22 protein-coding genes are annotated in these 21,277 nt (G+C 71.0%); 14 read left to right on the plus strand and 8 right to left on the minus strand.

Annotated features, from left to right (window positions below):
• Positions 1-12 precede the first annotated feature (12 nt).
• The 3 genes from BLS99_RS23845 (at position 13) to BLS99_RS23855 (ending at position 4,100) form a co-directional block, all read left to right on the plus strand.
• Positions 13-1,032, plus strand: a complete 1,020-nt coding sequence (locus BLS99_RS23845; RefSeq protein ID WP_091054234.1) for an ABC transporter ATP-binding protein — start codon at positions 13-15, stop codon at positions 1,030-1,032.
• Positions 1,029-2,057 carry an ABC transporter ATP-binding protein gene (locus tag BLS99_RS23850; RefSeq protein WP_091054235.1) on the plus strand — a complete coding sequence of 343 codons (1,029 nt, stop codon included), beginning with the start codon at positions 1,029-1,031 and terminating at the stop codon, positions 2,055-2,057. Before BLS99_RS23845 ends, BLS99_RS23850 begins: the two co-directional genes overlap by 4 nt.
• A 63-nt stretch (positions 2,058-2,120) precedes the next feature.
• Positions 2,121-4,100: a beta-galactosidase gene (locus tag BLS99_RS23855; protein WP_218126832.1), complete on the plus strand. Its 1,980-nt coding sequence runs from the start codon at positions 2,121-2,123 to the stop codon at positions 4,098-4,100.
• On the opposite strand, the gene BLS99_RS23860 is transcribed toward BLS99_RS23855, so the two are convergent.
• From BLS99_RS23860 to BLS99_RS23870, 3 genes are all read right to left on the minus strand, one after another.
• A complete protein-coding gene (locus BLS99_RS23860) occupies positions 4,087-4,626 on the minus strand; it encodes a hypothetical protein (protein ID WP_091054236.1) in 540 nt (179 codons plus the stop codon). The two genes, BLS99_RS23855 and BLS99_RS23860, sit on opposite strands and share 14 nt — an antisense overlap.
• Positions 4,623-5,237 (minus strand): CDP-alcohol phosphatidyltransferase family protein, encoded by a 615-nt coding sequence (locus BLS99_RS23865; protein ID WP_091054237.1) that lies wholly within the window; start codon positions 5,235-5,237, stop codon positions 4,623-4,625. The genes BLS99_RS23860 and BLS99_RS23865 overlap by 4 nt, the downstream gene beginning before the upstream one ends.
• 82 nt (positions 5,238-5,319) lie before the next feature.
• Positions 5,320-5,802 carry a Pycsar system effector family protein gene (locus BLS99_RS23870; protein WP_091054238.1) on the minus strand — a complete coding sequence of 161 codons (483 nt, stop codon included), beginning with the start codon at positions 5,800-5,802 and terminating at the stop codon, positions 5,320-5,322.
• A 319-nt stretch (positions 5,803-6,121) separates the two neighbouring features.
• Here BLS99_RS23870 and BLS99_RS23875 point away from each other — a divergent pair, with 319 nt between their 5' ends.
• Positions 6,122-6,349 (plus strand): hypothetical protein, encoded by a 228-nt coding sequence (locus BLS99_RS23875; RefSeq protein WP_091054239.1) that lies wholly within the window; start codon positions 6,122-6,124, stop codon positions 6,347-6,349.
• Between the two features lie 41 nt (positions 6,350-6,390).
• Here BLS99_RS23875 and BLS99_RS25880 read toward each other — a convergent pair whose 3' ends face one another.
• The 3 genes from BLS99_RS25880 to BLS99_RS23885 form a co-directional block, all read right to left on the minus strand.
• Entirely contained in the window at positions 6,391-6,591 is a 201-nt protein-coding gene (locus BLS99_RS25880; RefSeq protein WP_143034936.1) for a hypothetical protein, read from the minus strand.
• A gap of 10 nt (positions 6,592-6,601) precedes the next feature.
• A complete protein-coding gene (locus BLS99_RS23880) occupies positions 6,602-7,276 on the minus strand; it encodes a Crp/Fnr family transcriptional regulator (RefSeq protein WP_176953511.1) in 675 nt (224 codons plus the stop codon).
• Positions 7,277-7,379: 103 nt separating this feature from the next.
• Entirely contained in the window at positions 7,380-8,051 is a 672-nt protein-coding gene (locus BLS99_RS23885) for a DUF3159 domain-containing protein (protein WP_245712389.1), read from the minus strand.
• Between the two features lie 125 nt (positions 8,052-8,176).
• Here BLS99_RS23885 and BLS99_RS26440 point away from each other — a divergent pair, with 125 nt between their 5' ends.
• The 5 genes from BLS99_RS26440 (at position 8,177) to BLS99_RS23910 (ending at position 12,984) form a co-directional block, all read left to right on the plus strand.
• Positions 8,177-9,187 carry a TY-Chap domain-containing protein gene (locus BLS99_RS26440; protein WP_091054242.1) on the plus strand — a complete coding sequence of 337 codons (1,011 nt, stop codon included), beginning with the start codon at positions 8,177-8,179 and terminating at the stop codon, positions 9,185-9,187.
• Between the two features lie 44 nt (positions 9,188-9,231).
• Positions 9,232-10,242, plus strand: coding sequence for a GntG family PLP-dependent aldolase (locus tag BLS99_RS23895; RefSeq protein ID WP_091054324.1), 1,011 nt, complete (start codon positions 9,232-9,234; stop codon positions 10,240-10,242).
• Positions 10,243-10,328: 86 nt separating this feature from the next.
• Positions 10,329-10,514, plus strand: coding sequence for a (2Fe-2S)-binding protein (locus tag BLS99_RS23900; RefSeq protein WP_091054243.1), 186 nt, complete (start codon positions 10,329-10,331; stop codon positions 10,512-10,514).
• Positions 10,515-10,679: 165 nt separating this feature from the next.
• Positions 10,680-11,162: a bacterioferritin gene (bfr, locus tag BLS99_RS23905; RefSeq protein ID WP_091054244.1), complete on the plus strand. Its 483-nt coding sequence runs from the start codon at positions 10,680-10,682 to the stop codon at positions 11,160-11,162.
• 247 nt (positions 11,163-11,409) lie between these two features.
• A complete protein-coding gene (locus BLS99_RS23910; RefSeq protein WP_091054245.1) occupies positions 11,410-12,984 on the plus strand; it encodes an endo-1,4-beta-xylanase in 1,575 nt (524 codons plus the stop codon).
• 140 nt (positions 12,985-13,124) lie between these two features.
• Here BLS99_RS23910 and BLS99_RS23915 read toward each other — a convergent pair whose 3' ends face one another.
• Together BLS99_RS23915 and proC are read right to left on the minus strand one after the other, a co-directional pair.
• A complete protein-coding gene (locus BLS99_RS23915) occupies positions 13,125-13,577 on the minus strand; it encodes a GNAT family N-acetyltransferase (RefSeq protein ID WP_218126834.1) in 453 nt (150 codons plus the stop codon).
• Positions 13,578-13,592: 15 nt separating this feature from the next.
• On the minus strand, positions 13,593-14,399 hold the full coding sequence (proC, locus tag BLS99_RS23920) for a pyrroline-5-carboxylate reductase (protein ID WP_091054246.1): 807 nt from the start codon (positions 14,397-14,399) through the stop codon (positions 13,593-13,595).
• A 149-nt stretch (positions 14,400-14,548) separates the two neighbouring features.
• Here proC and BLS99_RS23925 point away from each other — a divergent pair, with 149 nt between their 5' ends.
• The 5 genes from BLS99_RS23925 to BLS99_RS23945 all read left to right on the plus strand — a co-directional run bounded on the left by BLS99_RS23925 (position 14,549) and on the right by BLS99_RS23945 (position 21,120).
• Positions 14,549-15,955, plus strand: a complete 1,407-nt coding sequence (locus BLS99_RS23925; protein WP_091054247.1) for a cytochrome ubiquinol oxidase subunit I — start codon at positions 14,549-14,551, stop codon at positions 15,953-15,955.
• A gap of 13 nt (positions 15,956-15,968) precedes the next feature.
• Positions 15,969-16,982 (plus strand): cytochrome d ubiquinol oxidase subunit II, encoded by a 1,014-nt coding sequence (cydB, locus tag BLS99_RS23930; protein ID WP_091054248.1) that lies wholly within the window; start codon positions 15,969-15,971, stop codon positions 16,980-16,982.
• Complete coding sequence (cydD, locus tag BLS99_RS23935; RefSeq protein ID WP_176953512.1) at positions 16,979-18,679, plus strand: thiol reductant ABC exporter subunit CydD; 1,701 nt, start codon at positions 16,979-16,981, stop codon at positions 18,677-18,679. Before cydB ends, cydD begins: the two co-directional genes overlap by 4 nt.
• The gene (gene cydC / locus BLS99_RS23940; protein WP_176953513.1) at positions 18,679-20,388 is read left to right on the plus strand and encodes a thiol reductant ABC exporter subunit CydC; all 1,710 of its coding nucleotides are present in this window, start codon (positions 18,679-18,681) and stop codon (positions 20,386-20,388) included. Before cydD ends, cydC begins: the two co-directional genes overlap by 1 nt.
• 93 nt (positions 20,389-20,481) lie before the next feature.
• Positions 20,482-21,120 (plus strand): 2'-5' RNA ligase family protein, encoded by a 639-nt coding sequence (locus BLS99_RS23945; RefSeq protein ID WP_143034937.1) that lies wholly within the window; start codon positions 20,482-20,484, stop codon positions 21,118-21,120.
• Positions 21,121-21,277: the final 157 nt, after the last annotated feature.

A 21,277-nucleotide genomic window follows, 5' to 3' on the forward strand; every position in this document is an offset into this window, starting at 1 on the left:
ATGGAGCGACCCTTGCAACCGCTGCTGGAGATCTCGGGACTGCACACCGGCTTCGACACCTACGACGGGCGGGTCCGCGCCGTCGACGGCGTCGACCTGGCCGTCCACGCGGGGAGGACCCTCTGCGTCGTCGGCGAGTCGGGCTGCGGCAAGTCCGTCACCGCCCGCTCGATCCTGCGCCTGGTCGAGGACGCCGGCTCGATCGACGCCGGCGCCATCACCTGGCACGGGGACGCGAACGACGGCACGGGCGAGCCGTTCGACATCCTCTCCCTCGACCCGCGCGGCAAGCGGCTCCAGCGGCTGCGCGGCGGCGACATCGGCATGATCTTCCAGGAGCCCGCCGCCTCGCTCCTGCCCCTGCGCACCATCGGCGCCCAGCTCGTCGAGACGCTGCGCATCCACACCGGACTCGACAAGAAGGCCGCCCGCGCCCGCGCCGTCGAACTGCTCGACGCGGTCGGCATCCCCGACCCGAAGCGGCGGATCGACGCCTACCCGTTCCAGCTCTCCGGCGGCATGTGCCAGCGCGCCATGATCGCGATCGCCCTGTGCGCCAACCCGTCCCTGCTCATCGCCGACGAGCCGACCACGGCGCTCGACGTCACCACCCAGGCGCGCATCCTCGACCTCATCCGCTCGCTCCAGGCCGAGCACCATATGGCGGTCATGTTCATCACCCACGACCTCGGCGTGGTCGCCGAGCTCGCCGACGAGGTCGCGGTCATGTACCTCGGCCGCGTGGTCGAACGCGCGCCCGTGGACGAGCTCTTCGCCGATCCCAAGCACCCGTACACGAAGGCGCTGCTGGCCTCCGTCCCGGTGCTCGGCCGCGACCGGGGCCGGGACCTGCCGACCATCCCCGGCGCCGTCCCCAGCCCGCTGCACCGTCCGAGCGGGTGCTCGTTCCACCCGCGCTGCGCCGCGGCGGTCGCGGGCAGGTGCGATACGGACGCACCGCCCGAAGTGGACTTCGGTGGCGGCCGGACCGCCGAGTGCGTGCTCTACGAGACGGAAGGCGCGAGCACATGACCGACCCGATCCTGGAGGTCCGCGACCTCCACGTCCGATTCCCGGTGCGCCGCAACCTGCTCGGGCGCACCACCGTGGAGAACCACGCCGTCTCCGGCGTCGATCTCGCCCTCGCGCCGGGGGAGACCATGGCGCTGGTGGGGGAGTCCGGGTGCGGCAAGACCACGCTGGGGAGCACCATCGTCGGCGCGCAGCGCGCCACCAGTGGCGAGGTCGTCTACGACGGCCTGAGCCTCACCGCGATGTCCGAGCGCCGGCGCGCGCCCTACCGGCGCCAGATCCGCATGGTCTTCCAGGACCCGTTCTCCTCGCTCAACCCGCGGTTCACGCTGCGCCAGATCATCGGCGACCCCCTCATCGCGACCGGCGAGGCGCGCGGCTCGGAGCTGGAGGACCGCATCGCCGAGATGATGCGCCGCGTCGGGCTCAGCCCCGACTACATGGACCGGTACCCGCACGCGTTCTCGGGCGGGCAGCGCCAGCGCGTCAACATCGCCCGCGCGCTCATCGTGAACCCGCGCCTGGTGGTCGCCGACGAGCCGGTGTCCGCACTGGACGTCTCGGTGCGCGCGCAGATCCTCAACCTGCTGCGGGAGCTCCAGGCCGAACTCGGGCTGACGTACCTGTTCATCTCGCACGACCTGTCGGTGGTCGAGAACCTGGCCGACCGGGTGGCGGTCATGTACTTCGGGCGCATCGTGGAGCTCGCGGACACCGCCTCGCTCTACGAGCGGCCGCGGCACCCGTACACCGAGGCGCTCATGTCGGCCGTCCCGATCCCCGACCCCGCGCTGAAGGGCCGCGGCGGGCGCATCCTGCTGCCCGACGAGCTGCCCGACCCCGCGGACCCGCCGCCGGGCTGCGCGTTCGCACGCCGCTGCCGCCACGCCGAGGCCGGCCGCTGCGACACCGGCGAGATCCCCCTGGAACGGGACGCCGCCGCGGACCCGCTCACGGGCCGCGCCGTCCGCTGCGTGCGGCGCGACGAGCTTGACCTCCAAGGCATCGCCGTGACACCATCGTAATCGGAATGCGCTTGCCAAGCGATTGCGGAACGCTCCGACCCGCCGCACACCGAAGGGCCTGAAGTGGCACACCCGAACAACGACATCGTCCCCCAGCTCGACGGACTCGCCTACGGCGGCGACTACAACCCCGAGCAGTGGCCCCGGGAGGTCTGGGACGAGGACGTGCGCCTCATGCGCGAGGCGGGCGTCAACCTCGTCAGCGTCAACATCTTCGGCTGGGCCGGTGTCAATCCCGGGCCCGGCGAGTGGGACTTCACGCGGCTCGACGCCGTCATGGACCTCCTCGCGAACGCCGGGATCAAGGCCGACCTCGCGACCGCCACGGCCTCGCCGCCGCCCTGGTTCTCCGAGCGGTTCCCCGAGACGCTGCCGGTCAACGCCGAAGGCGTGCGCCTGAACTCGGGCGCCCGCGCCGAGTACTGCCCGCACGCCCCCGCGTTCCAGGAGGCCGCGACCGAGATGGCCTCGCGCCTTGCCCAGCGGTACGCAGGGCACCCCGCGCTGGCGATGTGGCACATCGGGAACGAGTACTACCGCTCCTGCTTCTGCGACCTCGCCGCCGACGCGTTCCGCGCCTGGCTCCGCGACCGCCACGGGTCCCTCGCCGGGCTCAACGACGCGTGGGGGACCACGTTCTGGTCCCAGACCTACAGCGCCTGGTCCCAGGTCCTGCCGCCGCGCATCTGCGCCGAGACCCCCAACCCGGGCCTCGTCCTCGACTGGCAGCGCTTCTGCTCCGACGCGCTGCTCGACCTCTTCCGCGCCGAGGCCGACGCGATCGCCGCGCACTCCGCCGACAAGCCGATCACGACGAACCTCATGGTCACCGGCGACTTCTCCGGCCTCGACTACCACCGCTGGGGCGAGTACGTGACCGGCCCGAACCGTCTCGTCGCCACCGACCACTACCTGATCCCCGAACATGACAGCGAAGTAGAGTGGCCCGCGCAGGTGGCGTTCGGCGCCGACGCCTCCCGCGGCCTCGCGGGCGGCTCGCCGTGGCTCCTCATGGAGCAGGCCGCGAACTCCTCGGCCTGGCGCCGCGGCTACTTCGCCAAGCGGCCCGGCGACCAGCTCCGGCACTCGCTGTCCTATGTGGCCCGCGGCTCCGAGGGCGCGATGTTCTTCCAGTGGCGCGCATCGAGGTACGGCGCCGAGCGGTACCACTCGGCGATGCTCCCGCACGGCGGCGCGGACTCGCGGGTGTTCCGCGAGGTGAAGCGCCTCGGCGCGCAGCTCAAGCGGCTCGCCGAGGTCAAGAGCTCCACTGTGGTCTCCCGGGCGGCGGTGCTCCTCGACTTCGCGTCGTCCTGGGCCGCCAAGACCCCGGGCCAGCCGTCCGCCGACATGGCCACGTACCGCGAACTCCGCCGCTGGCACGCGGCCCTGTGGCGCCGCGGGGTGACCACGGACCTGGTGAACCCCGCGTGGGACCTCTCCGCCTACGAGTTCGTGTTCGCCCCGCACCTGTACCTGCTCGACTCGGACGCGAACCTCCGCGCCTACGCCGAGGGCGGCGGCACGCTCGTCATCGGGCCGTACTCCGGTGTCGTGGACCGCAACGACCGCGTCCACCCCGGCCTCCCCGGGGCGATCCGCGACCTCACCGGCGTGCGGGTCGAGGAGTTCGTGCCGCTTCCCGAAGGCGCCGTGGCGCTCCTGGACGACGGCACCGAGGGCCGCACCTGGACCGAGGCCGCCCACGCCCTCGACGCCGAAGTCCTCGCCTCCTTCACCGGGTTCCCGTCCACGGGCGCGCTCTTCCGCCGCCGCGTCGGCGCGGGCGAGGTCTGGTACCTCGCGACCCGCCCCGTGGACCTGAACCCGCTCCTGGACCGCCTGGGCCTCACCGCCGACGTCCCCGAAGGACTCGAACTCGTGCGCCGCCGCCACGAGGACGGCCGCACGTACCTGTTCGCCATCAACCACACCGCCGCGCCGCAGCGGTTCGACTCCTCCGGCCACGACCTCCTCACCGGCAGGCCCTGGACCCCCGCCACCGCGCTCGCCCCCGGCGAGGCGGCCGTCATCCGAGAATGAGCTGCGGCCCGAACGCGATCACGATGAACCGGGCCGCGCGGCCGGTGAAGCACACGGTCGCGAACACCGGCGTGCGCATCGGCGTCCCGGCGATGTAGATGCTGGTCGCCAGCAGCGGCGGCAGGCCCACGAACGCGCTCAGCAGCAGGATCGGCAGCGTCAGCGCGGGCTTCTCCAAGAGCGCCGTCAGCATCGCCGCGGCCGTCCGCAGCGGTACCCCGAGCGCCCTGATCCGCTGCCGCAGTGCCGAGACGGGTTGGTCCGCGTTCACGACCCGCTTGCGGCGCCGGTGCTCCGAGACCCGCGCGACCCACCGCTGCACGCGGCCGGACCGGAACACCCCGCGGGCGCCCAGGAAGATCACGGTCTTCCCGGCGGTCTGCCCCACCGCGGCCGTCAGACCCAGGCCCACCGGGCCGTAGCCCGTGACCGCCGCGACTCCGATGAGGTACGGCTCGATCGGGGTGATCGGCACGAACGCCGACACGAACGCCGTCACCAGCGTCGAGAGGTACGCCGCGATCACGCGCGCGCCGACTCGACCGCGACCAGCCGCCCCACCGCGACGAGCGAGGCGACCTTGACGACCATGGCGGCCCCGGCGAACAGCGCCGGCCACAGCGGGGTCGGCGACAGCAGCACCAGCACCACCAGCCCGCTCGTGTTGAGCGCCTTGGCCGGCGGCGACCAGTTCCACCGGTACACGCCGCGGTGGACCTCGTGGAAGTAGTTGGGGCCGCGGATCGTCCAGAACAGGAAGCTCAGGCTCAGCATGCAGTCGACGACCATGAACTGCACCAGGAAGATCCCCACCGGGAGCGCCATCTCCGGCAGCAGCACCAGCAGCGCGGCCGCGCACAGCGAGGTGCACGCCCGGTCCGACACGATGTCGAACACCGCCCCGGCCCGCGTCTCCTGCCCGAGCCACCGCGCCGTCATCCCGTCCAGCACGTCCCCGACCCAGTACACGAGGTACGCCGCCACCGCGAGCCACACGCTCTCCAGCACGATCGCCGGCAGCGCCAGCCCCATCGCGACCACCGTGCGCACCAACGTGACCGCGTTCGGCACGTTCACAAGCCGCGTCCCCGCGACGACCCCGCCGTCGAAGCCGCGAGCGGCAGTTCGCGCGATCATGCCGTATCCGATTCACTCGAAGGGTCACAGCTGTACTACGAGAACCCTAACCCTTCACGGCAAACCCTTGTCCACCAAGCATTCACGCAACAGCAGCCACGAGCATGAACACCGCCGCCACCGCGAAGCACAGAATCGCCGCCTGGATCTTCCGGAATTTGGAGAGCGCCAGCGTGGACAGGAACGAAAGTTCCGCTGCCGCGGCCTCGAGCTGCCGGGCCGGGCTCGAGGAGGTCTCAAGCGTCCTGGCAACGATCTGCTGAGCGGATCTGTTCGCCCCGTTGCGGATCCCGCTGGTGCCGGCGAGTCTAGGCCAAACGACGGCTCCGAGCGACGTGATTGCGAGCAGCATGAATCCAATGCCGATCCAGGACATGGCGACTGAGAAACCGAAGTGCCCGTTTAACAAGGGAGATGTAACGAACAGCGCCGTGATCGGTATCGCGCCGGCCGCCAGCAGTGCCGCTTTCGTGTCGGCATGTGACACGTTGACACGGGCGTGGTCGATCTGCCGGTGCACCTCGCTGAGCGCTTGCTGGATCGCTTCCGGGGAGGGGGGTTTCATGTTGCACTCCAAGGGTCCGCCTGTTACCCAACAGCATCGCATAGTTGGACGTGTGGGCGATCCCCGCGAATGGGTTCCTGCGATGCTTCTCGATCGCCTCGCAGTCCATAAGGTCCTTCTCTCGACCTAGAAGGATCTTGTAGTCGACGATCGTCCGGAGCGGAAGGAACTTAAGTCCGGCGATCTCATCCGCTCCTAGCAGCAGTGCGCGGGTGTCGAGGTAGGGCGGCAGCCAGGTGTCAACCACCTCGATCGCGCCCCCGTAGAGGTGCGCGACGGTGTGCCCGGTCATAGGACTGAGCTGCAACGGCGTCGTGCCGTGCTGTTCGGCCTGGTCGAGCGCAAGGTCTACGGCGTTGTACCAGGTTCGGCTGCCTGGACGGACCAGGATGTCCAGATCAGAAATCTGGTCCTTGATCCCCTCAATGTGCAGGCGGGCGCTCCCCGCGATCAGAAACTCATTCGGGTCGAAGTCCTCCGGCACATGACGGAGAAGCAGTTCGAAGAGTTGGGGCACTTCGAGGCCGTGATTCTGGGGCTCGGATAGATGCTCGATCGGCACGAGTGCAGGTTACGCGATCACTGTACTCATTCGGGCGGTAACTGATCCGGCGGCTTGTATTCCACACTTTTCGGGTTTTCATGGTCCGCTCGGTGTGATGCCGCTTGACGTTTCGTGTTCTCCTGGTACCGCACGGCCATGTACCAGAACACGGCGCGGGCGGTCACGGCCACGGCCGAAACGGCGAGGGCTCCGGCGTACAGGTGGATCGGGTCGAGGCCTGTCACGATGGCCTCCTCACAGTGCCTTGTCGTTGCGTTGGGCGATGGCCTCGAACGGGGCGAGGTCATGGATCGTGATGCGCTGGCGGCCGATGCTCACCGCGTTCCGCCGCTTGAGGGGGCGCAGGATCGCCGAGACGGATTCGCGGGAGATGCCGGCGAGCGAGGCGAGGTCGCGCTGGTTGAAACCGGTCAAGTGGAGGCCGTCGTCCCGTTCGGTGCCGATGCCCGACCGGGCCAGCTCGATCACCGCTCGGGCCAACCGCTGCTCGGCGCTGGTGATCGACTCGACCCTGGCGCCGAGCTCCTGGACGCGTTCCGCCAGGCGCTCGGCGACCGCCAGGGCGAGGGGCCCGCCGTCGGTGATGAGTTTCGAGAAGGTGTCCGCGGGGATGAACAGGGCTTCGATGTCCGTGAGCGCCACCAGATCCGCCGAGCGCGGTCGGCGGGTGAGCGCGGCGAGTTCGCCCACCAGGCGGCCCGGGCGGTGGATGCCGAGAATGCACTCGGGATCGTGGCTCACCGATTTGGCGTAGCCCTCGATGATGAACAGGACGAAGTCAGTCCTGTCGCCGTCGCGGACGAGCAGCGTCCGCGACGGGTACGACAGGCGGTGGACCCCCGGGCCGAGCGAGTCGAAATCCGACTCGTCGATTAAGGGCTCGCGTCTCGAATCTGTAGCCAAGTCCATACAGTTGAGTGTATTTCTGCACTTACCTGCGGGATTGCTCGAGAACATCGAGTGTCCTCGATCAGACCGAATTCCGTTCTTCCAGGGGCGGAAGGGGATCAGGTTACGACGGCGTCTTCTCCGGCTCGATCGCCTCGGTCGGGATCACCGGGTGGCGCAGGCCCGGGTGGTCGGTCGGGAGGGTGGCCTTGATGACCCAGCCGCTGATGGCGAGGCAGAGGACGAGGAGGGGCCAGGAGAGGACGATCTGGGCCACGCCGCCGCCGATGACGGCGAAGTCGTCGCTGTCGGAGTTCCAGAACGGGGTGAGGACGGCCACGCGGAGGGCGTACATCGCCACCCAGGCCCACGACGCCAGCGAGTACGCCCGCAGCAGCGCCGGGTCGAGGCGCCACTGGGTGCGCTGGCCCAGGAGGCCACCGACGATGAGGCCCAGGAGCGGCCGACGGAAGACGATGAAGCCCGCCCAGACGAGGGCGCTCGCGGCGTTCGAGACGATCCGGGGGAGCAGGATGTCCTGCGCGCGTCCTGTGTAGAGGACGATCAGGGCCGCGACCGCGACGCTGAGGAGGCCGAGGACCACCGCCCGCGGCCGCTTGCGTTGCGCAAGTCTCACGGCCGCGATGGCCCCGGCCGCGACGAGCGAGGCCGATGCGGCCCATGCGATCGAGTTCCCGGTGAGGAGCCAGGTGAGGACGAACACCACAAGCGGGGCGGTGGCGTCGAAGGTGCCGCGCTTGCCGCCTAGTAGGCTGACGAGCGTGTCTTGCCGCACAGTATCGGACAACTCCCGACCCTCACCTCTCGACCCGGTATCTCAGGCAAGGCTACCCTAACCGCAGTGGCCAGCCGGGCTTCAGGCCCGCAGCCCCACCTACGGACGGATTGGCACGGTACCGGATGCTCGGCACACATCGGATCACGGAATCGCAGCTCGTCGACCTGCTCCGCCGGGCCCGAAAAACCGACTTCGGCAGGTGGAACAAGGGCGACCTGACGCGCGCCATGACCGACCTCGGCTGGCAGGTCCGCTCCGCCGAGGTCGACATCGGCATGTGGCGCGCCGAGACCGGCTACGACACCGGGAACGCCATCGCCGACTCCATCCCGCCCCAGACCCCCGTCACCGGCCGCGCCGACTTCTACTCCATCGAGGTCATGGTCCTGCGCTCCGCCGAACGCGGCCGCCAGGGCGAGAACCACCGCACCCTCATCTTCCGCGAGGTCCTGCGGACCATGATGTCCGAACTCGGCGCCCCCGAGATCCGCGGCGGCGACGGCGGCCCCTGGATCCGCTGGTACCGCGACGGCCTCATCTTCGAACTCCACCTGCGCCGCTTCCACGGCGGCGTCACCCTCCGCCTGCTCTCCCCGGACCTCTTCGAGCAGCTCGAAGCCCACGCCATCGGCAAGGGCGACATCTCCGGCTGGGCCGCCTACGCCCGCTCCGGCACCCGGCCCCCCGAGCCCGCCTGCCACGACATGGGCGAGTTCACCGAACGCCTCTCCTCCCTCCTCCAGGACATGGCCGCCGACGTCCCCGTCGTCGACACCTCCGGCACCGTCCTCCTGCGCACCGGCGACTGGTCCGCCCGGTACGTCGCCGCGTTCGTCGACGACGGCCTCCGCGTCGAGGCCAGCGCCGCCGTCTCCGGCTCCTGGCGCTCGGGCCTGTCCAACCTCCCGAGCATGGGCTTCCGCGCCCCCAGCGGCACCCAGCCGAACTGGTCGCGGACGTTCAACTCCACCGACCGCACCGCCACCAACCAGGCCGCCCACATGATGGTCGACGCCCTGCGGGCCTTCGGTATCCAGGACCTCTTCGACATCGTCTACGACGGCTTCACCGCCGACGGCGAGCGCATGTACCTGCCGGTCCTCGGCATCGGCAACGGCGAGAACCCCTACTAGCGCCGCCGCCCGCCTCCTAGCCGCGCGGCTAGAATCGGGGCATGATCGTCGACCTCCGCTCCGACACCGTGACCCGCCCGACTCCGGGCATGCTCGAAGCCATGACCAGCGCCGACGTCGGCGACGACGTCTACGGCGAGGACCCCGCCGTCAACGCCCTCGAAGCCGAAGCCGCCGCGCTGTTCGGCAAGGACGCCGCCGTGTTCACCCCCACCGGCTCCATGGCCAACCAGATCGGCCTGCAGCTCCTGGTCCGCCCCGGCGAAGAACTCCTCTGCGACGTCAAGGCCCACGTGGTCAACTTCGAGATGGGCGCCGCCGCCGCACTCGGCGGGATCTCCACCCGCACCTGGGCCGGCGCGAACGGCCGCGTCGACGCCGACCTGGTCGAACCCCTCATCAACCGGCCCAACCCCTACGTCACGGTCACCCGCGCCATCGCCGTCGAGAACACCCACAACATCGGCGGCGGCACCGTCCAGCCCCTCGCCGAACTTCGGCGCCTCAAGGACCTCGCCGACGCCTACGGCCTCGGCACCCACCTCGACGGCGCCCGCATCTGGAACGCCCACGCCGCGACCGGCGTCCCCTTCGACGAGTACGGGCGCCTGTTCGACACCGTCTCGGTCTGCCTCTCCAAGGGCCTCGGCGCCCCCGTCGGCTCGCTCCTCATCACCGACGCCGAGCGCGCCCAGCGCGCCCGCGTCATCCGCAAGCGCCTCGGCGGCGGCATGCGCCAGGCCGGGTTCCTCGCGGCGGCCGGCCGCTACGCGCTGGCGAACCACGTCGAGCGACTGGGGGAGGACCACGCCCGCGCGAAGCACCTCGCCCGCTCGCTGGAGCCGTTCGGGATCTGCGACGCCGCACAGGTGGAGACCAACATCGTGCTCGTGCGCATCCCCGAGATCGCCAAGGTCGCGGCCGCGGCGGCCGACCAGGGCGTGAAGATCTCGGTGCTCGGGGCCGACTGGGGCCGGATGCTGACGCACCTGGACGTGGACGACGCCGGGATCGAGCACGCGGTGAAGGTCCTGGGCACGCTGCTGGGGAAGTGACCGAAGGGACGGTTGCCGATCGTCCCGCCGTTGGGTAGGTTAGGCATGCCTTTATTAGTCCTGCCTAACCTGCCGGAGGTCGGTGCGTGTACGCCTGCATCTGCCACGCGGTCCACGAGAACGAGGTCCGCGCCTGCATCAGCGCGGGCGCGCACACCGAAGAGGCCATCGGCGAGGCGTGCGACGCCGGCACGAGCTGCGGGACCTGCCACGAGCGCTTGGTCGACATGATCGAGAGCTATTTCACCGACTCGGTCCCCGCGGTCGCCTGACACCACCGCTTTATCGGGATTTGCCCGTCCCTTTAGGATGTCCTCCGTTAGGATAGGTTGTCCTATTTTAGGTATTCCTGGCTGGATATAGTCCCCCTCTCCGTCCTACGCTGGGGTCACCGGTCGCCGGACCGGCGACACCTGAACGACCGGGAAGGACCAGCCATGCAGGGCGACAAGCAGGTCATCGAGTTCCTCAACGAGCAGCTGAGCGCGGAGCTGACCGCGATCAACCAGTACTTCCTGCACTACAAGCTCCAGGAGAACTGGGGCTACACGAAGCTGGCGAAGTACACGCGCGCCGAGTCGATGGACGAGATGCGCCACGCCGAGATCCTCACCGACCGCATCCTGTTCCTCGACGGCATGCCGAACTACCAGCGGCTGTTCCCGCTGCGCATCGGCACCACCGTCAAGGAGGTCTTCGAGTGCGACCGCCAGATCGAAGTCGAGGCGATCGACCGCCTCAAGCGCGGCATCGCGCACATGGAGTCGGTCAAGGACTTCACCTCGCGTGACCTCTTCGCCTCGATCCTCAAGGACGAGGAGCACCACATCGACTACCTGGACACCCAGCTGGAGATCCTGGAGAAGATCGGCGAGCCGCTGTACATCCAGTCGCTCATCGAGCAGCCCGAAGAGGCGTAGGCGCCGAGACTCTTGGCGGGGGCCGGCTTTCGCCGGCCCCCTTTCTTCTTGCGGCAGAGCCCCTCACATCTCCGCCACAGTGGTAGGTCGCCGCCTTGACAGCGCCGACGCAAGGATCGTAACATATCAATACTTTGAATGAAAGTTTCCGAGAGTTTCGGAAATCGTCGTTCGGAGACCCCAGTCGCGGGCCGGCACCTCACGACTCCCGGCCTCGGCGTCCCCTCACTCCGCAAAGGAAGCGTCCATGCCGACACCCTCCCCCCGCGCCTCTCGCCGCGCCCTCCTCGCGGGCGCGGCCGCCGCGGGCGGCGCCGCGGTCCTTCCGCTCGCGACCGCGGGCCCCGCGCACGCCGACGACCTGCTCCTGTCCACCGACTTCTCCTCCGGCACCACCGAGGGCTGGTACCCCCGCGGCGCCGTCGCCCTCTCCGTGAACGCCGAGGGGAACCTCCTCGTCGAGGGCCGCACCGCCACCTGGAACGGCCCCGCGATCGACATCACCGCCCACATCGAGGTCGGCGTCCGCTACCAGCTCCGGGTCCTGCTGCGCCTGCCCTCCGGTACCGACGCCGCCGACCTGCGCACCACCGTGCAGCGCGACGCCGCCGGATCGACCGCCTACGAGACGGTCAGGTGGAACACCGCCGTCACCCCCGACGCCTGGACCGAGTTCACCGGCACGTACTCGATCACCCAGCCCGCCGACCTGCTCCAGTTCTACGTCGAGTCCGACTCCAGCCTCACCCCCGTCCTCGTCGACGACTTCACCCTCACCCGCATCCAGGAGCCCGAGATCCAAGACCTCCTCCCGCTCAAGGACTTCCTCGAGTGCGACTTCCCGATCGGCTGCGCCGTCGAGCCGCCCGAGGTCGTCGGCAAGCCCGCCGAACTCCTCGCCAAGCACTTCGCGCAGGTGACCACCGGCAACCAGATGAAGCCCGACGCAATCCAGCCGACCGAAGGCGTCTTCACCTTCGATCGCGCCGACCAGATCGTGGCCTTCGCCGAGGCCAACGGCATGCGGATCTGGGGTCACACGCTCCTGTGGCACAACCAGACCCCCGCGTGGTGGTTCCTCGACGCCGCCGGGAACCCGCTCCAGCCCACCCGCGCCCACCGGGCGCTCCTGCTGGCCCGCTTCGAGGCCCACGTCACCGCGCTCGCCGAGCACTACGGCGACCGCGTCTGGGCCTGGGACGTGGTGAACGAGGTGGTCGACCCCGAGCAGGCCGACGGCCTGCGCCGCTCGCGCTGGTACGAGGTCTTCGGCGGCGGCGCCTACATCGGCGAGGTCTTCAAGATCGCGCGCCGCGTGCTGCCGCGCAAGGTGAAGCTCTTCATCAACGACTACAACACCGAGTTCCCCGACAAGCGCGAGGCGCTCTACAACCTGGTGCAGGACCTCAAGCGGGGGCGCGTCCCGGTCGACGGGGTCGGCCACCAGGCCCACGTCGACTACAAGCGCGACCCGCAGCTCCTCGGGGAGTCCATCGACGCGTTCCGGCGCCTGCGGGTGCTCCAGGCCGTCACCGAGCTCGACGTCTCGGTCTCGGACTACATGGAGGAGTCCCTGCCCTCGACCCCGCCCGAGCGCCTGGCCGCCCAGGGCCGGTACTACCAGGAGCTGTTCGCGGTCCTGCGCGCCCGCGCCCGCCACCTGGAGTCGGTGACGATGTGGGGCCTGTACGACGCGGTGTCGTGGCTGCGGACCTGGCCGGTCTCGCGCCCGCACGAGGCGCCGCTGTTCTTCGACGACCGCCTCCAGGCGAAGGCCGCCTACTGGGGCGTCGTCGACCCGGCGCAGCTGCCGCCGGAGTAGGGCCGTCCGGGAGCGGGGCATGCAGATCCGGGGCCCCGCTCCCGGACTCACTCGGCCGGGTGAACGCGGCAAACGCGGTCATGTCGGACCCCCTTCGTAGACTTGACTCCAGGGGTCCCTTTAGGGGGATATATCGGTTATTACGGATTCGTTCCCTTGCGCCGCATCATGACGTGCGGGATGCCGTCCTCCAGGTACTCCTCGCCGTACTCGGCGAAGCCGAACTTCCGGTAGAACCCGGTCGCGTAGGTCTGCGCGCCGAGCACCACGTCGACCTCCGGGCCGAGGTGGTCGAGCGCGGCCCGCATGAGCTTCGCGCTCAGGCCGGTCCCGCGGTCCGGCAGGGCCGCGCAGACCCGCCCGATCTTCCACACCCCGTCGCCGCGCAGCACCCGCAGGCACGCCGCCGCCCCGTCCGCGCCGTCCACCCAGAAGTGGACCGTCGCCGGATCGATGTCGGCGTCGTCCAGGTCCGGGTACGCGCACTCCTGCTCGACCACGAACACCGCCTGCCGCAGCCGCGCCAGGTCGTACACCGTCCGCCCGTCCAGCTCCGCGACGCGCCCGCTCCTGACCTCGCCCATGTCCGCCATCACGCTCTCCTCCCGCTACGCGTACTCTTCGGCGATCTCGCGCGCCCGGTCCCGGGCCGCCTCGATCGCGTCCGTCACCGCCGAGCGCGCCCGGTGGTTCTCCAGCTGCCGCACCGCGCTGATCGTCGTCCCCGCCGGGGACTCGACGGCCTCGCGCAGCGCCACGGGGGAGTCGCCGCTCTCGCGGAGCATCCGGGCCGCGCCGAGCGCCGTCTGCGTCACCAGCTCCTTGCTCACCTCGCGCGGCAGTCCCATGAGGACGCCCGCCTCGGTCATGGCCTCGGCCAGGTAGTAGAAGTACGCCGGGCCCGAGCCCGAGATCGCGGTGACCGCGTCCTGGTGCTTCTCGTCCACCACGAGCGTGCGGCCCAGCGGCGCGAACAGCTCCTCGACCGCTTCGAGGCACCGCGCGTCCGCGTGCGTGCCGGGGGACAGGACGGTCATCGCCTCGTCCACCAGCGCCGGCGTGTTCGGCATCGCCCGCACCACCGGGGTCGCGTCGGGCAGGCGCTTCTCGAAGAACGCCACCGGGAGCCCCGCGCAGATGCTCACCACCGGCGCGTCCGGCCGGAACGCGCCCGACAGCTCGTCGAGCAGCGCCGCCGCGTCCTGCGGCTTCACCGCCACCACGACCACGTCGGCCGCCGCGACCGCGACCGCGTTGGGCTCCACCCGGACCCCGTACTGCTCCCGCAGGGCCGCCGCGCGCTCGGCGCTGCGCGCCGTGGCGACCACGGCCTCGCGCGACCAGCCCGCGCGCAGCAGGCCCGACACGATGGCCTGCCCCATCTTCCCGGCGCCCAGCACCGCGACCTTCCGCATGGCCTCTCCTCACGCAATCGACTGCCCATCGATTGTGCCTCGCCGACGGGCAACGCGAAAAGTAGATGTATTGCGCGTTTCGTCCCCTCGGGAACACCCAAGCTGCCACGATAATCGGACTCAGGCACTCAACGGGCGATTGGGGCGTTATGGACGTTCTCGACTTGGCGCGGATCCAGTTCGGCGTCACGACCGTCTACCACTTCCTGTTCGTGCCCGTCACCATCGGCCTCTCGCTCGTCGTCGCGATCCTCCAGACCATGTGGCGCTCCACCGGCAAGACGGTCTACCTGCGCGCCACCAAGTTCTGGGGCAAGCTCTTCCTCATCAACATCGCCATGGGCGTGGTCACCGGCATCGTCCAGGAGTTCCAGTTCGGCATGAACTGGTCGGCGTACTCGCGCTTCGTCGGGGACGTCTTCGGCGCCCCGCTCGCCTTCGAGGCGCTGGTCGCGTTCTTCCTGGAGTCGACGTTCATCGGCATCTGGATCTTCGGCTGGGACCGCCTGCGGCCCGGCCTCCACCTCGCCTGCATCTGGCTGGTGGCCTTCGGGACCGTGGCCTCGGCCTACTTCATCCTCGCCGCCAACGCGTTCATGCAGAACCCGGTCGGGTACCAGCTCAACGAGACCGCCGGGCGCGCCGAGCTCACCGACTTCGGCGCCGTCCTCACCAACCCGGTCGCGCTCGCCGCGTTCCCGCACACCGTCTTCGCCTCCTGGCTCACCGCCGGCGTCGTGGTCGTCGCCGTCTCCGGCTACCACTTCATGCACCGCCGCGACCTCGACGTGCACCGCCCCGCGATGCGCCTGGGCGTGCTCACCACGCTCATCGGCGGCCTCGGGCTGGTCCTCTCGGGCGACTCCCTCGGCAAGGTCATGACCGCGACCCAGCCGATGAAGATGGCCGCCGCCGAAGCGCTCTACCAGACCACCTACAGCGCACCGTTCTCCGTGCTCACCATCGGCTCCCTCGACGGGCGCCACGGCACGCCGATCATCGAGATCCCCGGGCTCCTGTCGTTCCTCGCCACCGGCTCCTTCAGCGGCCGCGTCGAGGGCATCAACGACCTCAACGCCCAGTACAACGACCTCTTCGGGCCCGGCGACTACATCCCGTACATCCCGCTCACCTACTGGACGTTCCGCGCGATGATCGGCTTCGGGCTCCTCGCCATGGCGATGGCCGTCATCGTGTGGTGGTCCACCCGCCGCGGCCGCCTGCCCGCGCACCGCCTGTTCTGGCCCGTCGTGATGTGGATGGCACTGACCCCGTTCCTCGCCAACAGCTCCGGATGGATCTTCACCGAGATGGGACGCCAGCCGTGGGTGGTCTTCAGCCTGTACCAGACCAGCGAGGCCGTCTCGCCGCGCGTCGGCGCCGCCACCGTCCTCACCTCGCTCATCGGGTTCACCCTCGTCTACCTCATCCTCGCCGTCATCGCCCTGAAGCTGTTCTTCAAGTACGCGAAGGCGGGCCCGCCCGCCGAGGAGACCGCCCTGGCCTCCTCCAGCCCCTCCGACGACCCCGACAAGCCGATGGCCTTCGCCTACTAGCCGAGGACGCCCAATGGAACTGACGACCATCTGGTTCATCGCCATCGCCGTGCTCTTCACCGGCTACTTCGTCCTGGAGGGCTTCGACTTCGGCGTGGGGATGCTCCTGCCGGTGCTCGGCCGCGAGGAGCGCGAGCGCCGCGCCATGATCAACACCATCGGCCCGGTCTGGGACGGCAACGAGGTCTGGCTCATCACCGCCGGCGGCGCCATGTTCGCGGCGTTCCCGCACTGGTACGCGAGCCTCTTCTCCGGGTTCTACCTCCTGTTCTTCCTCATCCTCCTCGGGCTCATCGTCCGCGGGGTCGCCTTCGAGTACCGCGGCAAGGGCGACACCGCCCGGTGGCGCCGCCGCTGGGACGCGTGCCTCGTCGCCGGCTCGGCCCTCCCGGCGTTCCTGTGGGGCATGGTGGTCGCCAACATCGTGCGCGGCGTCCCCCTCGACGCGAACTTCGACTACACCGGCTCGTTCTGGGGCCTGCTCAACGGCTACGCCCTCCTCGGCGGCCTGACGATGCTGCTCCTGTTCGCCACCCACGGCGCCTACTTCCTGCACCTGCGCACCACCGGCGACCTCAGCGCCCGCGCCCGCGCGATCGGCCTGCGCCTCGGCGCGGCCACCGCGGTGCCCGCGCTCGCGTTCCTGGTCTGGACCCAGGCGGCCCACGGGAACGGCGCCTCGCTCGTCCTCGTCGTCGGCGCGGTCCTCGCCCTCGTGGCGGGCCTCGCGCTCGACTTCAAGGGCCGCGGCGGCTGGGCCTTCGCGGCCACCGCCCTGACGATCGCGCTCGCCTCGGCCGCCCTGTTCTGCGCGCTGTGGCCCGACGTGCTGCCGTCCACCGGCGACCCTGCCAACGGCCTGACCGCGCAGAACGCCGCCGCCACCGAGAAGACCCTCGGCATCATGACCTGGGCCGCGGTCGTCTTCCTGCCCATCGTCCTGCTGTACCAGGGATGGACCTACTGGGTCTTCCGCAAGCGGGTCTCGGTCGACCGCATCCCCGAGGAGAGGATCCCCGTCGCATGACGCAGCTCGCCCCGAAGCCCGCCGCCGGCGCGTTCGACCGCCGCCTGCTCCACCGCGCCCGCGGCGCGTCCGTCTACATCGGCGTGTGCGCGGCGCTCGGCCTGGCCCAGACCGCGTGCGTGGTCGCCGGGGCCTGGCTCATCGCCTCCCTCGTCGCCGGGGCGTTCGCCGGAGGCGAGGACCTGGCGGCCCTCGGGCCGCGGCTCGTCGCGCTCGCCGCCGTCCTCGCCGCCCGCGCGCTCCTCGCCTCGGTCCAGGAGGCCGCCGCGAACCGCGCCGCCGCCGGGGTCAAGTCCGACCTGCGCCGCCAGGCCCTCGCACGCCTCATGCGCCTGCCCTCCGGCACCCGCCACTCCGGCGAGACCGCGAACCTCCTGGTCCGCGGCATCGACGCCCTGGACGCCTACTTCGCGCGCTACCTGCCCCAGCTCGTGCTCGCCGCGATCGTGCCCGCCGGCGTCCTCGTCGTCATGCTCATCGCCTACCCGCCCGCCGCGCTCATCGTCCTCGTCACGCTCCCGCTCATCCCCCTGTTCGGGATCCTCATCGGCCACTACACGAAAGCCCGCGCCGACCGCCAGTGGGCGGTGACCTCCCGGCTCGCGCACCACTTCGCCGACCTCGTCGCCGGGCTCCCCACCCTGAAGGCGTTCGGCCGCGCCGCCAAGCAGACCGGGGCCATCGAGGTCACCACCGGCGAGTACCGGCGCCGCTCGATGTCGCTGCTGCGCGTCGCGTTCTGCTCCGCGCTCGTCCTCGAACTCGCCGCGTCCCTGTCCGTGGCCGTCGTCGCCGTCACCGTGGGCGTCCAGCTCGTGGACGGCGGCCTCGCCGGCCAGGCCGGGCTCCAGACCGCGCTCCTCGTCCTCATCCTCGCCCCCGAGGCGTACCTGCCGCTGCGCAATGCCGGGGCCCACTACCACGCCAGCGCCGAAGGGCTCGCCGCCGCCGAACGGGTCTTCGCGATCCTCGCCGAGCCCACCGAGGAGGGGACCGGACCCGCCGAAGCGGGCGAGCCCACCGACGCGCCCGCCCTCACCAGCGCCCCGCACATCGCGCCGCCGCTGCGCCGCGCGCCCACGATCATGTTCCGCCGCACCGTCTTCGCCTACCCCGGCCGCGACCCGCTGCCCGAACTCAGCCTCACCGTGCCCGCCGCGCAGACCACCGTCCTCACCGCCCGCTCCGGCGCGGGCAAGTCGACGCTCCTCGCTGCGCTCCTGGGCTTCCGGCAGCCGGTGGGCGGCTCGATCGCCTTCGACGGCACCGACCTCGCCCGCCTCGACCTGGAGGCCATCCGCCGCTCCGTCTCCTGGCTGCCCCAGAAGCCGGTCCTCATCGACGGCACCGTCGCCGACAACGTGCGCCTCTCGGTGCCGCACGACGCCTCCGACCCCGCCGTCGCCAAGGCCATCGCCGCCGCGCACGCCCCCGACGGGCGCCGCCGCGTCACCGCCGGCGGCGCCGGGCTCTCCGCCGGGGAGGCCGCCCGGGTCGGGCTCGCCCGGCTGCTGCTGCGCGCCGACCTCCTCGACACGCCGGTCCTGCTCCTGGACGAGCCGACCGCGCACCTCGACACCGACACCGAGCGCGCGGTCCTCGAATCCTTCGCGCCCTACCGCGAGAACCGGACCGTGCTCATCGCCTCGCACCGCGACGCGGTACGGGCCATCGCCGACCGAGAGGTGGACTGGTAGTGGTCAGTCGTCGTTCGTATTCGCAGTGGCGCAACACGATCGCCCTGCGGCTCGGCCTCGGCGCCGTCCTCGGCGCCCTCGCCCAGCTCAGCGCCCTCGGGCTCCTCGCGGTCTCGGCGTACCTCGTCTCCCGCGCCTGGGAGCAGCCGCCGATCCTGTACCTCATGGTTGCGATCACCTCGGTGCGCGCGCTCGGCATCGGCCGCGGCGTCCTGCGCTACGCCGAGCGCCTGACCTCCCATGACGCCGCCTTCCGCGGCCTCGAACGCCTCCGCGTCGCCGTGTGGCGCAAGCTGGTGCGCCTCGCGCCCGCCGGGATGCCGGTGTGGCGCTCGGGCGACCTCCAGGCCCGCCTGGTCGACGACGTCGACGGCACCGGCGACCGGTGGCTGCGCGGGACCCTCCCGCTCACCGCCGCGGTCATCACCGCCGTCGTGGCCGTGGTCCTCCAGACCGCGATCCTGCCCGCCGCCGGGGCCGTCCTGGCCCTGACGCTGCTCGCCGCGGGCCTCGCCGGGCCCGCACTCGCCTCCTGGTCCTCGCGGTTCGCCCTGCGCGCCACCGCGGCCGAGCGCGGCGAGCTCACCGAGAACGTCCGCGCCTGCCTCCACGGCCGCGAAGAGCTCGTCGCCGCCGGCACCGACGCCGTCGCGCTCGAACGCGCCCTCGACGGCGACGAGCGCCTGCGCCGCGCCCACGCCCGCATCGCCTGGTCCGCCGGGCTCGGCCAGTGCGCCGGCCTGCTCGCCATGGCCGCCGCCGTCGCCGGCGCACTGTGGACCGGCATCCCCGCCGTCGCGGCCGGGACCCTCGACGGGGTCCTCCTCGCCTGCCTCGCGCTCGTCCCGCTCGCCGCCTTCGAACCCGTCCTCGCCCTCCCCGCCGCGGCCCAGCAGACCGCTGCCGCCAAGGAGAGCGGGCGCCGCCTCGTCGAGATCACGCAGGCCCCCGACCCGCGCCCGGACCCCGTGGAGCCCATGGAGTTCGAGCCCAACCCGCTCGGGGGCCCGCCCTACATCGAGATCAAGCGGCTCTCGGTCGCCTGGCCCGGCGCCGACCGGCCCGCCATCGCGGGCTTCGACCTCAAGATCCAGCCCGGCGAGCGCGTCGCCGTCATGGGCCCCTCCGGCTCGGGCAAGTCCACGCTCGCCGCCGCCCTCATGGGCTTCCTGCCCTACGAGGGGTCGCTGCGCTTCGGGGGCGTCGAACTCGCCGAGTACGACGGCGACGACGTGCGCCGCACCGTCGGCCTGTGCTCCCAGGACGCCCACGTCTTCGACACCACCCTCGCCGAGAACCTGCGCCTCGCGCGCACCGGCGCCACCGACGACGAGCTCGTCCGGGCCCTGCGCTGGGCCGGCCTGCGCGACTGGTTCGACGGCCTGGACCTGGGCCTGGCCACCCGTCTCGGCGAGCACGGCCGGGCCGTCTCCGGCGGCGAGCGCGGCCGCATCGCCCTCGCCCGCTGCCTCATCGCCGACCGCGAAGTGCTCGTCCTCGACGAACCCGACGCGCATCTCGACGCCGCCACCGCAGAACGCGTACTCAGGACGGCCGCCGCCGCTCTTGAAGGGAAGACCGCGATCATCATCACCCACCGGCCGCTGCCCCCCGGGGTCGTCGACCGGACCGTCCACCTGCGGCCGCCCGTGCCGACACCGCGTGACGCGCCGCTCAGTTCGCTTCTGGACCTGGCCCCCCGTGGGTAGACTCCCGGAACGGTGCTACCGGCTCTCCCCGGTGGAAACGCCCAGACGGCCCCGCGCGGGGCCTTCCGACTCGCCTAAGGCATTGATGCAGCAGTGAACACGTCTGCTCCCACATCCGGACCGAAGCCTCCCAGCTCAGGGCAGCGCTGGCCGCAAGGATGGACCAAGCTCCACGTCTACCTGACCGATCTCGACGAGGTCAAGGCGGTGGCCGAGTCGTACCGGCCCGTCATCGACCTCGCCGCCGACAAGCCGGTCCCGCACGAATGGCTCCACGCGACCGTCGCCTCGGTCGAGTGCGACGCCGCCGGGATCGCCGACGACGTCCGCGACAAGCTCGTCGACCGCCTCCGGGAGCACGCCTCCCGGGTCCCCGCCTTCAAGCTCACGGTCGGGCCCGCGCTCGCCGCCACCGGCGGCGTCCTGCTCGACACGTTCCCCGGCACGCACTTCGACGCACTGGTCGCCACCTGCGTCGACGCCGTGAACGCGGTCGTCGAGGGCGGCGTCGGCCGCCCCTGCGGCGGACCGGGCCACGTCTCGCTGTCGTACCGCGCCGACACGGTCGGCGTCGACCCCCGCCGCGGCGCCATCCAGAACAGGCTCCGCGACGTCCGGCCGGGTCGGACGGAGATCACAGTCACGGGCGTCGAACTCGTCCGGGTCATCCAGAGCGAGGACGCCTCGTCCTACACCTGGGAGCACGTGGCACGGATTCCCTTGGGCGCGTAGGCATCCCATTTCCCGAACGGGCGTCGCCAGGAGGCGGCGCCCGTTCCGGTTGACGCTTGGGACGCGAATCTGACACCATTTTGTCACTGCCCTGTGGCCTACTGTTGAGGCACGTGTCAGAGACCGGCCACGTGACGTTCAGGCGTGGTCGACGCGG

Source organism: Glycomyces sambucus (genome assembly GCF_900102815.1).
GTDB lineage: Bacteria > Actinomycetota > Actinomycetes > Mycobacteriales > Micromonosporaceae > Glycomyces > Glycomyces sambucus.